Genomic DNA, 15,864 nt, shown 5'->3' on the forward strand with positions numbered 1-15,864 from the left:
CCCCCCCCCCCCCCCCCCCCCCCCCCCCCCCCCCCCCCCCCCCCCCCCCCCCCCCCCCCCCCCCCCCCCCCCCCCCCGCGTCGGGTGCGGGCGAACGGGTCAGGGCAGCCGGGGCGACCAGGCGAGCGACCCGCCGGCCGCGCCGAGCGCGACCAGCAGGGCCACCCCGGCGAAGGCCGAGGAGACGTCCTCGCGCTCGGTGGTCGTGCCCACCTGCTCGCCGATGTCGGCGTAGACGTCCTCGAGCTCGCTGCCGCTCTCGGCGGTGTATGCCTGCCCGCCGGTGGCGGCCGCCAGGTCCGCCAGGGCAGCGGTGTCCACCGGCACCGACACCCGCTGTCCCTGCACGCTCACGTCGGCGTCGGACGTGCCGTAGGCGATGGTCGAGACCGGGATGCCGGCCGTCGTCGCCACCTCGACGGAGTCCTCGACCGAGCGGCCCTGGGTGCTGGTGCCGTCGGAGAGCAGCACGATCGACGCCGGGACCGGCTCCGCGCCGTCCTCGACCGGGGCCTGGCCGACGGCGGCGACCGCCGCGGCGACCGCTTCGCCGATCGCCGTCCCCTGGGACATCCGCAGCTCCTCGATGGCCGAGACGACGGCCTCGTGGTCGTCGGTCGGGGCGACCTCCACCACGGCCGTGCCGGAGAAGCTCACCAGCCCGACGTCGATGCCCTCGGGCAGCTGCTCGACGAACTCCACCGCGGCCGCCTGCGCCGCCACGAACCGGGACGGCGCGACGTCGGTGGCCTGCATGGAGGTCGAGGTGTCGATGGCGACGACGACGGTGGCCGCCTCGCGCGGCACCTCCACCGCGGCCGCCGGCTTGGCGAACGCGGTGACCATGAACGCCAGCGCGGTCACCAGCAGGGCGGCCGGCACGTGCCGCCGCCAGCGCGGGGCCCGGGGCGCGACGGAGGCCAGCAGGTCGGCGTCGGCGATCCGGACGGCGTAGGCGGTGCGGCGCCGCTGCGCGACCAGGTAGCCGACGGCGACGGCCGCGACGGCGAGCAGCAGCAGGAGGCGCCACGGCGCCTCGAACGACAGGTCGGTCATGCGGATGCTCCCGGGTGGACGAGGGGCGACGGGCGCCGGGCCGGCGAGGCGGCCCGGCGCCGGCGCAGCGAGGTGCGCCGGGCGGACAGGTGGCGGGCGAGCTCGGGCAGCCAGTCGCGGTCGGTGCGCAGCAGCACGTGGCCCGCGCCCGCGGCGAGCACGGCGGCCCGGTGCGCCCCGGTGCGGGCCGCAGTCGCCGCGCGGTACCGGTCGCGCACCGCCCGGGTGGTGCGCACCTCCAGCTGGCGGCCGGTCTCGACGTCGACGACGTGCAGGGTGCCGACGGCCGGCAGCTCGGTCTCCAGCGGGTCCTGGACGTGGCAGACGACCACGTCGCAGCGCTGGGCGAGCAGCTGCAGCGCCCGGGCCCAGCGGGGCTCGTCGCCGGCGCCGCCGGGTTCGGCGAGGTCGCTCAGCACCACCACCAGCCCGCGCCTGCGGGGCGGGCGGGCGAGCTCGGTGAGCACGTCGGCGAGGTCGGCGCCCCGGCCGTCGGCGGCCCGCGGCGTGCTGGACAGGACGTGCCGCAGCGCGAGCGCGGCGGTGCGGCCCGCCCGGGGCGGCACCCGCCGGACGCCGTCCGCGGTCAGCAGGACGGCGCCCACCCGGTCGCCGTGCGCGCTGGTCAGCTGCGCCAGGGCGCCGGCCACGGCCAGGGCGAGCGCCCGCTTCTCCGTGCGCCGCGTGCCCAGCGCCATCGACGGGGTGAGGTCGACGACCAGGGTGGTCTCCAGCTCCCGGTCGGCGGTCGTGGTGCGGACGTGGGTCTCCCCGGTGCGCGCGGTCACCGCCCAGTCGATGCGGCGGGCGTCGTCCCCGGGTGCGTGCAGGCGCGGATCGGCCGGCTCGCTGCCCGGACCGGGGGTGAGCCGGACGTGGCCGCCCTGCAGCACCCCGTCGAGGCGGCGGGACACCTCCAGCGTCAGCCGGCAGACCTGCGCCTCCGGTGCGTCCGGCGGCGGGGGCAGCGGCCTCATGCCACGACCCGCTGCAGGTCCGGGCGGACGACTGTGTGCTGCGAAGGGGCCACCGTCGGCTGCGGCATGGTGGCCAGCACCCGGCCGACGACCTCCTCCGCGGTCACCCCGTCGGCCAGCGCCTCGTAGGAGAGCACCAGCCGGTGGGCCAGGACGTCGACGGCGAGGTCGGCGACGTCCTCGGGGACGACGTAGTCGCGCCCGCGCAGCAGGGCCAGCGCGCGCGCCGCGCGGACCAGGCCCAGGCTGCCGCGCGGCGAGGCGCCGACGCCGATGAGGCGCGCCAGCTCCGGCAGCCGCCACGCCGCCGGCTCGCGGGTCGCCATGACCAGGGCCACGGCGTACTCGGCGATGGCGTGGTGCACGAACACCGCCTCGGCGGCGTCCTGCAGCGCGACGAGTTGCTCGAGCGTCAGCGCCTGCTCGGCCCCCGGCGGGCGCACCGACATGCGGCGGACGATCTCCATCTCCTCCGACATCGTCGGGTGCGGCACGACCACCTTCATGAGGAAGCGGTCGCGCTGCGCCTCGGGCAGCGGGTAGACGCCCTCGCTCTCGACCGGGTTCTGGGTGGCCAGCACCAGGAAGGGGTCGGGCAGCGGGTGGGTGACACCGCCGATGGAGACCTGCCGCTCGGCCATGACCTCCAGCAGCGCCGACTGCACCTTGGCCGGGGCGCGGTTGATCTCGTCGGCCAGCACCAGGTTGGCGAACACCGGGCCGAGCTCGACGTCGAAGCGCTCCTGGGAGGGCCGGTAGACGCGGGTGCCGACGATGTCGCTCGGCACCAGGTCGGGGGTGAACTGGAGCCGCACCGAGCTGCCGCCGACCGTCCGGGCGAGCGTCTCGACGGCCAGGCTCTTCGCGACGCCGGGCACGCCCTCGAGCAGGCAGTGCCCGCGGGCCAGCAGCGCCACGGCGATCCGCTCGACCATCCGGTCCTGGCCGACGACGACCTTCTTCACCTCCATCAGGGCGTGCTCGAGCAGCGCGGCGGACGCCGGGGGAGTGGGCAGGGAGCGGGTGTCGGACAACGGGTCCTCCTCGGATCCTGGGTGAGCGGTTCGGTTCAGGCGCCCTGCGTGGGTTCCTGGGTCTCGGTGTCGGGCGACGTGGCGCCACCCGGGAGGCCGCGGCCGCCGGCCGTCGGGCGGATGGTCGTGGCGGTGGCGGTCCCGCCGTCGACGACGGCTTCGACCAGGACGGGGTCCCCCACGGCGAGGGCGGTGCAGGCGATACGGGTCCCCGAAGTCACCGCGTACGTGCGGGTGAACCCGTCGGAGCTCTGCACGGTCACCGAACCGGTGTCCAGCGCGGTGACGGTGCCGCCCTGGACGGCGATGGTGACCGTGCTGCCGTCGGGCTGCTGGAGCTCCTGCTCCTCGTGAAGAGCCGACCACCGGGTGCTCGTCGAGCCGGTCGGGCTCTCCTCCTGCGCGGTCGCGTCCTCGTCCGGCTGCGGGTCGGCCGGGAGCCGGCCGGTCCGCCTGCCCTCCGTCGCGCCCTGGTCGTCGGCGTCGGTCGGAGCCGCCGCCGCGGTGGTCTCCGGCGCCGGGGAGCCGGCCGCCACGGCCAACCCCACCCCGGCGCCGAGCACGGCCACGGCGGCCGCGCCGGCTGCGGCCCAGCGGCGGCGCCGGCCCCTCGAACGCCGGGTGCGGTCCGGGGGTGCGGGCGCAGGCGACTCGCCTGCCGGTGCGGTGCCGGTGGAGCGCGGGGTGAGCGCGCCGTCCCGGTCGAAGACCCATTCCTGCACGGGAGTGCTCCTCGTCCGACGGGCCGCGGCCACCCCCTCGCGGGGCACTGCGGCGCCGTCCTCGGAGCACCACCGTGGGTGCGCGAACTGGAACTCCGCTGATCACCGGGTGCGCGACGGCTGTGAGTTTGCGCGGCCCGGTGGCCCAACCACCAGGAGACGTCCAGCCGGTTCCCAGCGAGGCCACACGCCGGCGGCAGTTTCCGGGCGCACAGTCGACCCGGGCATACGGAGGAGACGGCATGGTGAGGGCACCGATCAGGGGGGCGTTCGGGACGGACCCGGTGACCGGGTACGGCCTGGTCGTCCTCGCGGGGCTGCCTGGGAGCGGTAAGACCACGCTGCTGCGACGCCTGCTCGCGCACGGCGGTGGCGGGCCGCTCACCGCCCTGGACTCCGAGGACGTCGCCGCCCGGGTCCGCGGAACGGGCATCGGCGTGCCCTACCGGGTGCTCCGCCCGTGGGTGCACCTGGTGCACCGGTGGCGGGTCCTGCGGCACGTCGCCGGCGGGTCGTCCGTCGTCGTCCTCACCGATCCCTGGACCAGCCCGGTGTGGCGGGCGGCGGTGCTGCGGGCGGCCCGCTGCGCCGGCCGGTCGGTGCGGCTGGTGCTGCTGGACGTGCCCACGGAGCTCGCCCAGGAGGGGCAGCGCACCCGCGGCCGGACGCTTCCCGACGCGCGGATGCGGCGTCACGAGCACCGCTGGCGCGGCTACCTCGCCCGGCTGGCGGACGCCCCCGCCGAGGCCGGTACCGCGATCGTCGTCGACCGGCCGGCGGCGGCGGAGCTGACGTGCGACGCCGTGCTGGGGGAGCGGGCGCGGCCGGCGCGGTCCCGGTGTTGACTGGAGGGCGGGGCCGGCCGGCCCCGCCCCGCTCCGAGCCCCAGGAGGACGGCCCATGCACGTCGGCGTCGACAGCTTCGTCGCGGCGGTCACCGATCCGCGCACCGAACGGCTGATCGGCCCGGAGGAGCGGATGGCCCACCTGCTGGAGGAGATCGAGCTCGCCGACCGGGTGGGGCTGTACTCGTTCGGCATCGGGGAGCACCACCGCAGCGAGTACTACGACTCCGCGCCGCCGGTGATCCTCGGCGCCGCGGCGGCGCGGACCTCGCGCATCCGCCTCGGCAGCGCGGTCGCGGTGCTCAGCGCCGCCGACCCGGTCCGGGTCTTCCAGCAGTTCGCCACCCTCGACCTGATCTCCCGGGGCCGGATCGACCTCGTGGTGGGCCGCGGGTCGTTCACCGAGGCGTTCCCGCTGTTCGGGCTGAGCCTCGCCGACTACGACGAGCTGTTCGCCGAGAAGCTGGACCTGCTGCTCCGCATCCGGGCGTCCGAGCACGTCACCTGGTCGGGGAAGCACCGGCCGGCCCTGACCGGTCAGGGGGTGTACCCGCGCCCGCTGCAGGACCCGCTGCCGATCTGGGTCGGCGTCGGGGGCACTCCCGAGTCCTTCGCCCGGGCGGGGCTGCTCGGGCTGCCGCTGATGGTGGCCGTCATCGGTGGCGAGCCGCGGCAGTTCGCCCCGCTGGTGGACCTGTACCGGCGGGCCGGTGAGCACGCCGGGCACCCGCCCGAGGCGCTGCAGGTCGGACTGCACGTGTTCGGGTTCGTCGCGGAGAGCACCCAGGCGGCCGCGGACACGATCTATCCTGGCTGGCACGAGATGTTCGCGAAGATCTCCCGGGAGCGGGGCTTCGCGCCCCCGACCCGGGCGCAGTTCGACGCGACCAGCGGGCCCGACGGTGCCTTCTTCATGGGCGACCCGGAGACCGTGGCCGCCAAGCTGCGGCGGGTCTCCGAGCAGCTGGGGGGCGTGGACCGGGTGGCGCTGCAGATGACGAACCCGCGGCTGGCGCACGAGGACCTGCTGCGCGGCATCGAGCTGCTGGGTACCGAGGTCGCCCCCCGGGTGGCCGGGGCCTGACGGCGGCCCGTCGCCAGCCCCCGAGGGGAGCCAGCGACGGGCCGCGGGCTCAGGCCAGGCCCTCGTTGTGCGGCTCGATGCTCGCCGAGGGGTCGACGCCCTCGTCGGCCGCGGGCTGCACGGGGCCCTCGCCGGGCTCGGAACCGGAGCCGGCGGCGGTGTTGCGGGACGAGCGTTCCGGGTCGGTGACATCGGTGGTCGTCGGCGCCTGGCCGATGCGCTTGGCGGCGTCGCCGGTGCCGGTCTGCTCCAGGTCTCCCTCGGTCACGTCTGCTCCTCTCGTCCGGGGTCGTCCGTGCCTGCCCGGCGTACCCGAGGGGGACCGGGGAACACCCGCGTGCGGGGACCGGTCAGGTCATCCGAACGGATCGGCGCGGGCGCGCCGGGCGGTGCCGGGAGCGGATCCGTACGAGGATGGACCGGTGGTGAGAAGCAGAAGGGTCGGCCCCGAGGACGCCCGCTCCTGGTTGCTGGTGAACGGCGCCCGCACGGAGCTGTTCGACGGAGCGCACGCGTCGCGAGCCGATCAGGTGGTGCTGGACATCGAGGACGCCGTCGATCCGGCGCACAAGGGCGAGGCCCGCGACGGGGTGATCGCCTGGCTGTCCCAGGAGGGCAACAGCGCCTGGGTGCGGATCAACGACCACTCCACCGTGTTCTGGGCCGACGACGTCGCCGCGCTCGCCGGGGTGCCGGGGCTGCTGGGCGTGATGCTGGCCAAGGCCGAGGCCGCCGAGCACGTGACCGAGACCTTCGACCGCCTCGGCGGCGCGACGCCGGTCCTGGCCCTGGTCGAGTCCGCGCTCGGCATCGAGGAGGCCGTTAACATCGCCCGCGCCCGCGGTGCGTTCCGGCTGGCCTTCGGCAGCGGGGACTACCGCCGCGACACCGGCACGAGCGCCGACGACCTGGCCATGGCCTACCCCCGCTCGCGCCTGGTGGTGGCCAGCCGCATCGGCGGGCTCCCCGGCCCGATCGACGGCCCCACGGTCAGCAGCAGCCTCCCGGTGCTCCGGGAGCAGTCCGCGGTCACCGTCTCCCTGGGGCTGACCGGGAAGCTGTGCCTGGACATGGAGCAGCTGCCGGTCATCAACGAGGTCATCAGCCCCGCCCCCTCCGACGTCGCGTGGGCGCGGGACTTCCTCGCCGACTTCGACGCCCGCGGTCAGGTGATCCGCGACGGGAGCGACCTGCCCCGGCTCGCCCGCGCGCGCAAGATCGAGCGGCTGGCCGGGGTGTTCGGCGTCGAACCGGTCTGACCGTCGCGCGGCGGGACGGGACCTAGGACGCGACGACGCGGTCCCGACCCCGCCGCTTGGCGGTGTACAGGGCGGCATCGGCCCGGCCGAGCGCGTCCGCCGCGGTGGCGCCGCCGCCGGCCGTGCCGATGCTGACGGTCACCGGCAGGCCACCGGTCAGCTCTCCCCACGGGTGCTCCGCGATGGCCCGGCGGAGGTCCTCGAGGTGCCGCGTCGCGGTGGCGGGGTCCGTGCCGGTCAGCACGAGCAGGAACTCCTCCCCGCCGAGCCGGGCGACGAACGCGCCGCCAGGGCCGGAGTCCGGACGGCCGTGTGCCTGGAGGAGTTCCGCCACGGTGCGCAGCACCCGGTCGCCCACCTCGTGCGAACACGTGTCGTTGATCTGCTTGAAGTGGTCGAGGTCCAGCAGCGCCACCGTCACCTCGCCGGGGTGCGCGGCCAGCACGCGCGGCAGCTCGTCGTCCACGTAGCGGCGGTTGTAGAGGCCGGTGAGCGGGTCGCGCAGCGACAGTTCGCGGTACCGCCGGCTCTGCCGGCGGGCCTCGGTGGTCTCGTACATGGCCTGCAACGCCCGGGCCCGGGCGTCGCGCTCGGCCGACTGGAGCTCGACGAGCTCGTCGGAGTACTGCCGGTGCTCCTCGTACGCGGCCCGGAAGTCCCCGGCGGCGGCGTGCAGTTCGGCCTTCTCCCGGCGGGCGCGCACGCGGATGGACGTCAGCCCGTACCGCTCGCAGCGGCGCAGGCATTCGTCGAGGCTGTCCCGGGCCCGGTCGAGGTGCCCCCGGCGGCGGCGGACCTCGGCGAGGGTCAGCAGGAAGTCCGCGCCTGCGTCACCGTCCAGCGAGGCGTCGAGGACGTCCGGGTGCAGACCGGGTAGCAGTGCGGCCTCGGCGTCCTCCAGCCGGTCCAGCTCCAGCAGCGCGCGGCCGACGGTGTCCAGCCGACCGACTCGGAGGGGGACGCCGTGCCGTGCCGCGAGGTCCTGCAGCTTCGTGCTCCAGACCAGGGCCTCCTCGAAGTGACCGGAGAGGATCTCGCAGTAGGAGCGGTTGTTGAGCACCAGCACCTGCCGGTCGACGTCGCCGATCTCGTCGGCGAGCTGGAGCACGTGGTCGTAGCGCTCCCGCGCGGCGAGGTCGCCGTTGAGCCCCAGGCAGTCGGCCAGCCGGGCGTGGTGGTCGATCCGCTGCTGGGGCCGGACGTCCTCGTCGAGCAGCTCGACGGCGCGGACGGCGTTCTCCAGCGCCAGGGAGAGATCGCCCAGCTCCTGGAACACCGCGGCAAGCACGAAGTGGCTGCGCGCCAGGAGGCAGCGGAAGCCGCGGTCGGCAGCCCAGCGCTGGATCTCCCGGGCCAGCCGGCCTGCCTCGGCGATGTTGCCGCGGCGCCGCACCAGGTCGGCCTGGACCAGCCGGGCGCGCTGTTCCAGCTCGGCCGTCCCGACCTCGCGAGCGTCGGCGAGAGCCTGCTCGGCCCGCTCCTCCAAGCCGTCGTCGTCGAATCGGGAGCGGTCCTCCAGCTCGGCGATCCGCTCCCACAGCCCAACGGCCCCGGCATCGACGGCAGCCGGTGCGGGGACGACGGAGCCGCCTTCCCCACCGGATCTCTCCGCCACGCTGGTCACCGGACCTCCATCGGCCCGTCGCCGCGACGGCTCCAACCCCAGGGCGCGGACATACCCCGTTGGGAGGAGCTCAGCTCTCGGCGAGCCAGATCGCCGTGTGCGGGGGCAGCGCCACGGTGCCCGGTGACCGCCGCACGCTGGTGTTCGATGCCAGCAGCACGGTGCCGCGCGTGCGCACGAGCGTCGTCCCGGTGCCCATGTTGACCACGCACCGGACGACGCTGCCGTCGGCGGCCGTGCACCGGACGGTGAGGACGTCGCCCCGGGTGCTGACCGTGGCCTCGCCCGAGCCGAGGGCCGGGTGGGCCTCGCGCAGCGCCAGGGCGCGGCGGTAGAGGGTCAGCATCGACCCACCGTCCCGCGCCTGGCGGGACACCGCGTACCGGCTCCACTCGTCGGGGATCGGCAGCCAGGGCTCGGCCGCCGTCCCGGCGGAGAAGCCCACGCCGGGCGAGGGGTTCCACGGCATGGGCACGCGGCAGCCGTCCCGTCCGCTGCGGGCGCCGCCGCTGCGGAAGAAGATCGGGTCGCGCTTGGCCTCGTCGGGGACGTCGGCCTGCGGCAGGCCCAGCTCGTCGCCGGCGTAGACGTAGGCGGAGCCGGGCAGGGCCAGCATGAGCAGCGCGGCGGCGCGGGCACGGGCGGTGCCCACGGCACCACCACCGAACCGGGTGACCTGCCGGTCCTTGTCGTGGTTGCCGAGCACCCAGGAAACGGGTGCGCCCACCTGCCCGAACGCGTCCAGCGCGCTCCGCACGCCGTCGGCGAAGGCCTCCGTCGACCACGGGGACTTCAGCAGGCGGAAGCTGAAGGACTGGTGCATCTCGTCGGGCCGCGAGTAGAGGGCCACCTCGTGCGGATCGGCCAGGCAGACCTCGCCGACGAGCATCGTCTCCGGGTACTCGTCGCAGATCAACCGCCAGCGGCGCCAGACGTCGTGCACCTCGGGCTGGTTCCAGGTCATCGCCTGCTCGGGGCCGTGCCCGAACAGGGTGGGGGAGTAGGCGCCCGGGTTGTCCCGCAGGCCGGCGTCCTTGAACAGGCCGTAGGCGACGTCGACGCGGAATCCGCTGACGCCGCGGTCGAGCCAGAAGCGCAGCGTCCGCTCGAAGTCGGCGGCGACGGCGGGGTCGCGCCAGTTGAGGTCGGGCTGCTCGGGGGCGAACAGGTGCAGGTACCAGCGGCCGTCCGGGGTGCGCGACCACGCCGGGCCGCCGAAGAGCGAGCGCCAGTTGTTCGGCGGCTCCTCCGACGCGGGCGCGAAGTGGTACCGCGACGCCTCGGGGCAGTCCGGGTCGGCCAGCGCGGCCTGGAACCAGGGATGCCGGTCGGAGGTGTGGTTGGGGACGACGTCCAGCACGACCCGCAGGCCGAGCGCGCGGGCCTCGGCGACGAGCGCCTCCAGGTCCGCGACGTCGCCGTACTCGGGGTCGACGGCGCGGTAGTCGACGATGTCGTAGCCGCCGTCGGCACCACCGGAGGGGTAGTGCGGGTTGATCCAGACCGCGTCGACCCCCAGCCACGCCAGGTACGGCAGCCGGGAGCGGAGGCCGGCCAGGTCGCCGATGCCGTCGCCGTTGCCGTCGGCGAACGAGCGCAGGTAGACCTGGTAGACCACCGCCGACCGCCACCACGGGGACGTCGACGTCTGGGCCGCGACCTGCTGCCGGGTCGCGGTCCGCACCGTTGCGAGCCGCACTGCCATGCGACCTCCATCGGCACCTCCCCGCAGTTCCTTGCGCACGGGGGAGGTCGGAGTGACCCGTGTGCCGTTCCGTGACCTCGCCGTGAGGTGGCGCCCGGGGGGAGCGCGGGCTGCCGGCGCTCCCCGGGCGGGTCAGGATGGCCGCATGGCTGAAGACGCACGGACCTACGACCTCGTCGTCTACGGGGCCACCGGCTTCGTCGGGCGGCTGCTCGCGGCCTACCTGGCCGAGCACGCCCCGGAGGGAACCCGCATCGCGCTGGCCGGGCGCTCCCGGCGGCGGCTCGAGGAGGTCCGCGACGCCCTCCCGGCCGCCGGCCGCGACTGGGCGCTGGTCGAGGCCGACTCGACCGATTCCGCGTCGCTGACCGCGCTCGCCGGCAGCACCCGCGTGCTGGTCACCACGGTCGGCCCCTACGCCCGCTACGGGCTGCCGGTGGTGGAGGCCTGCGCCCGGGCCGGCACGCACTACGCCGACCTGACCGGGGAGGTCCTGTTCGTCCGTGACGCCATCGAGCGCTGCGACGCCGTCGCCAGGGAGACCGGCGCCCGCCTCGTCCACGCCTGCGGCTACGACTCCGTCCCCTCCGACCTCAGCGTCCTCCTGCTGGGCCGGCGGGCCGCGGCCGACGGTGCGGGAGGGTTGCGCGACGTCCAGCTGGTGGCCACGGCCCGGGGCGGGCTCAGCGGCGGCACGATCGACTCGATGCGCGCCCAGGTGGAGGCGATGCAGGAGAACCCGTCGCTGCGTCGCGTCGTCGGCGACCCGTTCGGCCTGAGCCCCGACCGGGCTGCCGAGCCCGACACCCCGCAGCCCCTCGACGGTGCGCTGCCACGCCGGACCGACGACGGGCGCTGGACGGCCGCCTTCGTCATGGCGCCGTTCAACACCCGCATCGTGCGGCGGAGCAACGCGCTGCAGGGCTGGGCCTACGGGCGCGACATGCGCTACGGCGAGGTCATGGGGGTGGGGCGCGGGCCGCTCGGCGCCGTCGCCGCGGCCGGCGTCTCCGCCGGGCTGGTCGCCACCGTGTCCGCCATGAGCCTGGCGCCCACCCGTGCGGTGCTGGACCGGGTGCTCCCCGCGCCGGGCACCGGCCCGAGCGAGGCCGTGCGGCGGAAGGGCTGGTTCCGGATGGTGGTCGACGCCACGACCGAGAGCGGCCGCCGCTACCGCGCCACCGCCGCGGGCAGCGGCGACCCGGGGTACGCCGCCACCGCCGTCATGCTCGGGGAGGCCGCGCTGGCGCTCGCCCTCGACGGGGAGCGGCTGCCCGACCGGGCCGGTTCGCTGACGCCGGCGACGGCGCTGGGGGAGGTCCTCGTGGAGCGGCTGCGCGCGGCGGGGCACACCTACGAGGTGACCGAGGTCTGACCGGGCTGCCGCCGCCGGCGCGACCGCGGGCCGGCATCGCTAGGGTTGGCCGACATGCCGACCAGCTCACCGGGACAGCCCGCCGGGACGATCCGTGACCTGGGTCTGCCGACGCGCGCGGTCAGCGCGCTGACCCGGGCGGGGATCACCGACGTCGAGGCGCTCGCCGCGCTCACCCGGCGGGAGCTCAGCGACGTCGCCGGCCTCGGACCGGGCCTGGTCGCGGCGATCCGCGCCGTCGTCCCCGAGCCGCCGGCCCAGCTGCCGGGCGCCGGCGCGGCGGTGGGCGGGCCGGCCGGTGGGCAGCCGACCGATGGCGAGCCGTCCGAGGAGGACGGTCCGGTGGCGCCGGCCATCCCGTCGTTCGACTCGCTCCGGGCCCCACGACGCCGGTCGGCGGTCGACCTGCTCCTCACCGAGACGCCGGCGCCGGCCCCGCCGGTCGCCGCGGCCCGGGCGGCGACGGACGACCGGCCGTCTCCCGGCCGGCCAGGGGCGGGTGCCACCGTCCGTCCGCCCGACTACACCGACCTGCTGCGGCTGGGCGTGCACGTCGCCCGGGCCGTCCTCGCCACGCCCGTCCGCTGTCTACGCCGGCTGCTCGGCTAGGCGCTTCCCGGACGGGCGGGTCGGCGGCGGGGGCGGTGGTCGGTTCGAGGGCGCCGCGGGGGATCAGGGCGTCGTGCCCGCGGCTCGAAGGATCTGCAGCCAGGCGATCGGGGCCTCGCCGGCGACGTCGTGACCCGTGGTCAGCTCGTGTCGGACCGCGTGCGGCAGGGCGGCCTGGAGGTCTGCGGAATGTGCGGGGTCGACCAGCCGGTCGCGCGTGGGGACGACGAGCGTGACCGGAAGACGGCGTGCGGCCAACCGGGGCAGGTCGGCGGTGACGTCGACGCGACCGACCAGCTCGACCTGCGCGCGTGCGCCGGCCGGTAGGTGCTCGGTGACGTCCCGGGCCAGCTGGGCGGTGGCGTCCCGGCCGAGGGCGTGGAGCGCGGCATCCCCGGGGAACAGGGCCGCGACGACCCAGCCGGCGCCGACGGGGTCCTGCTCGAGCAGCCGCTGCCACAGCCGGCTGGTCGCCGCGGGCGACGGGCGGGCGGCAGCGAAGCCGGCGGTCAGAACCAGCGCGGTGACCCGCTCCGGGTGTCGGGCGGCCACGCGGATCGCGAGGGCGCTGCCGAGCGAGTAGCCCGACAGGGCGAAGGTGTCCACCCCCGCGGCGTCCGCGGTGGCGACGACCTGGTCGGCGAGCAGGTCGACGTCCAGTGGTCCATCGGGCAGTGGAGCGGGGGCGGTGCCGGGCAGGTAGGGCGCTACGACGGTGTGGTCGGAAGCCAGGTCGTCCAGGAACGGGTAGTTGTCCTGCGGGCTGCCGCCGGCGCCGTGCAGGAGCAGGAGGGCCGGTCCCGTGCCGGTGACGACAGCGGGCAGGGCCGGAGTGGCCGCGCGGGGCAGGCGCAGGGATCGCTGATCGGTGGACATGGCGGCGACCGTAAAGTCTGACGTCGACGTGAAGGTCAAGGGCGGAGGGAAGAGCGCCGTGCGGATCGGTGAGCTGGCTCGGCGGACGGGCGTCAGTCCGCGAGCCCTGCGCTACTACGAGGAGCAGGGGCTGCTGACCCCGGCGCGCGCGGCCAACGGCTATCGGGAGTTCCCCGGCGACGCGCCGCTGACGGTCAGCCAGATCCAGGGGCTGCTGGCTGCGGGTCTGTCCACCGAGGTCATCCGCGACGTCCTGCCATGCGCCCGGGGCGAGCGGCCCGAGCTGGAGCCCCGCCCCGACCTCATCGCGACCCTCGTGGCCACTCGACGCGAGATCGACGCGCGGATCGCCTGTTTGCAGGACAACAGCGCCGCCCTCGGCCGCTACCTGCAGGCGGCGGGGGTGGACGCCGGGCGCTGACCTTGCTCGACGTCGTGGGTCCGTCGTGATGGCGGCCTGTCGCGACGAGCACCCCCTGCTCCATCGTCGCGTCGCGTCGCGCCGGCCGCCGTCCTCGCGCGATCCCGCACCGGGGACATGCGTCGGGGCCGTCCGGCGGATCGGTCGGCTCCGTCGGCGACACTGCGGGCGTGCAGCGGATCCTGCTCCGGCGCCGCGAGTCCGCGGTGGAGATGACGGAGCTCGTCGACGACGGGTCGACGGGGTCGGTCACCCGCGTCGCGGCCGGGGGGCTGCCCGCCGTCGTGGCACAGCGGGAGGCCGCTGCCGCACCCGTCCGCTGGGTGTGGGACGACACCACCCGCTGGTACCCCGCGCTGCTGGCGGCGGGAGTCCGCGTCGAGCGCTGCACCGACCTGCGGCTCGGCCACGCGATCCTGCGGCGGTCCCCGTTCGCGGCCCAGGAGCTGCTCGCCGGGGACGACACCCCTGGGTGGGACGTGCTGCAGCCCGGCCAGCCGGCGGAGTCCGCCCTCTTCCCGCTGGCCGACCCGGCGGACCGGCTCGACCCCCTGGCCGAGCAGCGGCGCCAGCAGGCGGCCCTGGCCGCCTCACCGCACGGCGACCGGCTCGCGCTGCTGCTCGCGGCGGAGTCCGCCGGCGCCCTGGTGGCCGCCGAGATGACGCACACCGGCCTGCCGTGGCGGGCGGACGTGCACGAGCGCCTGCTCACCGACCTGCTCGGCCCGCGCCCGGGAACCGGTGGGCGCCCCGCGGTGCTCGAGCGGCTGCTGGGCGAGATCCGCGCGGCGCTGGGGACCCCGTCGCTCAACCCCGATTCGCCGGCCGAGCTGCTGCGGGCACTCCAGCAGGCCGGCCTCCCGGTGGCCGACACCCGCTCGTGGACCCTCGAGCAGCTCGAGCACCCGTGCGTCCCCCCGCTGCTCGAGTACAAGAAGCTGATGCGGCTGCTCACGGCCAACGGCTGGAGCTGGCTGGAGGCCTGGGTGCAGGGAGGGCGGTTCCGCTCGGCCTTCCTGCCGGGTGGGGTGGTCACGGGTCGGTGGGCGTCCAACGGCGGGGGTGCACTCTCGGTGCCCACGCTGATCCGCCCGGCGGCGGTCGCGGACGACGGCTGGCGATTCGTCGTCGCCGACGTGGCCCAGCTGGAGCCCCGGGTGCTCGCCGGGATGAGCGCGGACACCGCGATGGCCGAGGCGGCGCGGGCCTCGGACCTCTACGCGGGCATGGTCGCCGGTGGCGCGGTGGCGACCCGGGCGGAGGCCAAGCTGGGCATCCTCGGGGCCATGTACGGCGGCACCCGCGGGGAGAGCGGTCGCATGATGCCCCGGCTCGCCCGCCGCTACCCGCGCGCCATCGGCCTGGTCGAGGAGTCCGCCCGGGCCGGCGAACGCGGCGAGGTGGTGCACACGCTGCTGGGCCGGGGGTCGCCGTCGCCCAGCGGCGCGTGGGCGCAGCGGGCGGACGGGCTCGGCGAGGCCGCGGAGCAGGCCGGTTCCCGGGAGGACCGCGACCGCGCCCGCCGCGCCTGGGGTCGGTTCACCCGCAACTTCGTCGTCCAGGGCACCGGAGCGGAGTGGGCGCTGTGCTGGCTGGCCGACCTCCGCAACCGGCTCTGGCGGCTGGGCGGCGACGGGCCGCTGGGGACCCGGGCGCACCTCGCGTTCTTCCTCCACGACGAGGTGGTCGTGCACACCCCCGAGCACCTGGCCGACGACGTGGTCGAGGCGGTGCGCGCCGCGGCCACCACGGCCGGGCGGCTGCTGTTCGGCGCCTTCCCGGTGGACTTCCCGCTGGACGTCGCCGTCGTCCGGTCCTGGGCCGACGCCGGCTGAACGGACTGCCGTACACCACCGACGGGGCCGGCACGGTGGCGCGACACGCGTCACGATCTGCGGAAGTGACCGCTCCCGCATTGTCACGACTGCATAACGACGGTTACCGTGGCGGAGCCCGGCCGATCGTTCTCTCCCCATCCGGGGAGGGTCTGCCGGGCGCCGCCGAGTCGCCCGCCGCCTTCGAGCTGCGGGCGAGCCGGGGACCCACCGAAGTTCTGGGGTGAATCGCGCACCGGGCACGTCCCGGTGCGGGTAGGGCTGCTTCCCGTCCGAATCCGTCAGCTAACCCGGTAGGCGGCACGACGGAAGAAACGGAGAGCCGCCGCATGGCGCGCCCCTGCACCGCCGCACCACCCCGCGCCCGCCGGCACCGCCGCCCCCCGGTGCGTCCCCGGACCTGACCGCACGCGCACCCGGCGTCCCGCCGGTCGCCCCCACC

15 protein-coding genes and 1 riboswitch are annotated in these 15,864 nt (G+C 76.1%); of the genes, 7 read left to right on the top strand and 8 right to left on the bottom strand.

All coding sequences use genetic code 11. The annotated features are described in order from the left end of the window. Window positions 1-99: 99 nt before the first annotated feature. Genes ACI79K_RS15960 through ACI79K_RS15975 form a run of 4 tightly spaced genes read right to left on the bottom strand, consistent with a single transcriptional unit; the run spans window position 100 to window position 3,789 of the window. Window positions 100-1,056, bottom strand: coding sequence for a VWA domain-containing protein (locus tag ACI79K_RS15960; protein ID WP_456589664.1), 957 nt, complete (start codon window positions 1,054-1,056; stop codon window positions 100-102). Next, a complete protein-coding gene (locus ACI79K_RS15965) occupies window positions 1,053-2,033 on the bottom strand; it encodes a DUF58 domain-containing protein (RefSeq protein WP_456600172.1) in 981 nt (326 codons plus the stop codon). The genes ACI79K_RS15960 and ACI79K_RS15965 overlap by 4 nt, the downstream gene beginning before the upstream one ends. Then, the gene (locus tag ACI79K_RS15970) at window positions 2,030-3,067 is read right to left on the bottom strand and encodes an AAA family ATPase (RefSeq protein ID WP_456600173.1); all 1,038 of its coding nucleotides are present in this window, start codon (window positions 3,065-3,067) and stop codon (window positions 2,030-2,032) included. The genes ACI79K_RS15965 and ACI79K_RS15970 overlap by 4 nt, the downstream gene beginning before the upstream one ends. A gap of 35 nt (window positions 3,068-3,102) precedes the next feature. After that, window positions 3,103-3,789, bottom strand: a complete 687-nt coding sequence (locus ACI79K_RS15975) for a hypothetical protein (protein WP_456600174.1) — start codon at window positions 3,787-3,789, stop codon at window positions 3,103-3,105. Between the two features lie 242 nt (window positions 3,790-4,031). On the opposite strand from ACI79K_RS15975, the gene ACI79K_RS15980 reads away from it, so the two are divergent. Both ACI79K_RS15980 and ACI79K_RS15985 read left to right on the top strand, forming a co-directional pair. Continuing rightward, a complete protein-coding gene (locus ACI79K_RS15980) occupies window positions 4,032-4,634 on the top strand; it encodes an AAA family ATPase (protein WP_456589660.1) in 603 nt (200 codons plus the stop codon). A 55-nt stretch (window positions 4,635-4,689) separates the two neighbouring features. Beyond that, window positions 4,690-5,718 carry an LLM class flavin-dependent oxidoreductase gene (locus ACI79K_RS15985; RefSeq protein WP_456588304.1) on the top strand — a complete coding sequence of 343 codons (1,029 nt, stop codon included), beginning with the start codon at window positions 4,690-4,692 and terminating at the stop codon, window positions 5,716-5,718. A 49-nt stretch (window positions 5,719-5,767) separates the two neighbouring features. Here ACI79K_RS15985 and ACI79K_RS15990 read toward each other — a convergent pair whose 3' ends face one another. After that, window positions 5,768-5,986 (bottom strand): hypothetical protein, encoded by a 219-nt coding sequence (locus ACI79K_RS15990; protein ID WP_456588303.1) that lies wholly within the window; start codon window positions 5,984-5,986, stop codon window positions 5,768-5,770. A gap of 157 nt (window positions 5,987-6,143) precedes the next feature. On the opposite strand from ACI79K_RS15990, the gene ACI79K_RS15995 reads away from it, so the two are divergent. Then, entirely contained in the window at window positions 6,144-6,977 is an 834-nt protein-coding gene (locus ACI79K_RS15995; protein WP_456588302.1) for an HpcH/HpaI aldolase/citrate lyase family protein, read from the top strand. 22 nt (window positions 6,978-6,999) lie between these two features. Here ACI79K_RS15995 and ACI79K_RS16000 read toward each other — a convergent pair whose 3' ends face one another. Continuing rightward, the gene (locus ACI79K_RS16000; protein WP_456600175.1) at window positions 7,000-8,601 is read right to left on the bottom strand and encodes a diguanylate cyclase; all 1,602 of its coding nucleotides are present in this window, start codon (window positions 8,599-8,601) and stop codon (window positions 7,000-7,002) included. 70 nt (window positions 8,602-8,671) lie between these two features. Continuing rightward, window positions 8,672-10,306, bottom strand: coding sequence for a glycoside hydrolase family 13 protein (locus ACI79K_RS16005; protein ID WP_456600176.1), 1,635 nt, complete (start codon window positions 10,304-10,306; stop codon window positions 8,672-8,674). Between the two features lie 145 nt (window positions 10,307-10,451). On the opposite strand from ACI79K_RS16005, the gene ACI79K_RS16010 reads away from it, so the two are divergent. After that, window positions 10,452-11,681 (top strand): saccharopine dehydrogenase family protein, encoded by a 1,230-nt coding sequence (locus ACI79K_RS16010; RefSeq protein WP_456600177.1) that lies wholly within the window; start codon window positions 10,452-10,454, stop codon window positions 11,679-11,681. Between the two features lie 54 nt (window positions 11,682-11,735). Then, window positions 11,736-12,290 carry a DNA-directed RNA polymerase subunit alpha C-terminal domain-containing protein gene (locus tag ACI79K_RS16015; RefSeq protein ID WP_456600178.1) on the top strand — a complete coding sequence of 185 codons (555 nt, stop codon included), beginning with the start codon at window positions 11,736-11,738 and terminating at the stop codon, window positions 12,288-12,290. Between the two features lie 63 nt (window positions 12,291-12,353). On the opposite strand, the gene ACI79K_RS16020 is transcribed toward ACI79K_RS16015, so the two are convergent. Further along, the gene (locus ACI79K_RS16020; RefSeq protein WP_456600179.1) at window positions 12,354-13,166 is read right to left on the bottom strand and encodes an alpha/beta fold hydrolase; all 813 of its coding nucleotides are present in this window, start codon (window positions 13,164-13,166) and stop codon (window positions 12,354-12,356) included. On the opposite strand from ACI79K_RS16020, the gene ACI79K_RS16025 reads away from it, so the two are divergent. Together ACI79K_RS16025 and ACI79K_RS16030 are read left to right on the top strand one after the other, a co-directional pair. Then, entirely contained in the window at window positions 13,165-13,587 is a 423-nt protein-coding gene (locus ACI79K_RS16025; RefSeq protein WP_456600180.1) for a MerR family transcriptional regulator, read from the top strand. The two genes, ACI79K_RS16020 and ACI79K_RS16025, sit on opposite strands and share 2 nt — an antisense overlap. 170 nt (window positions 13,588-13,757) lie before the next feature. Next, a complete protein-coding gene (locus tag ACI79K_RS16030; protein WP_456600181.1) occupies window positions 13,758-15,422 on the top strand; it encodes a bifunctional 3'-5' exonuclease/DNA polymerase in 1,665 nt (554 codons plus the stop codon). Between the two features lie 168 nt (window positions 15,423-15,590). Further along, window positions 15,591-15,738, top strand: a riboswitch (cyclic di-AMP (ydaO/yuaA leader). Window positions 15,739-15,864: the final 126 nt, after the last annotated feature.

This window comes from Blastococcus sp. SYSU DS0616 (genome assembly GCF_054051015.1).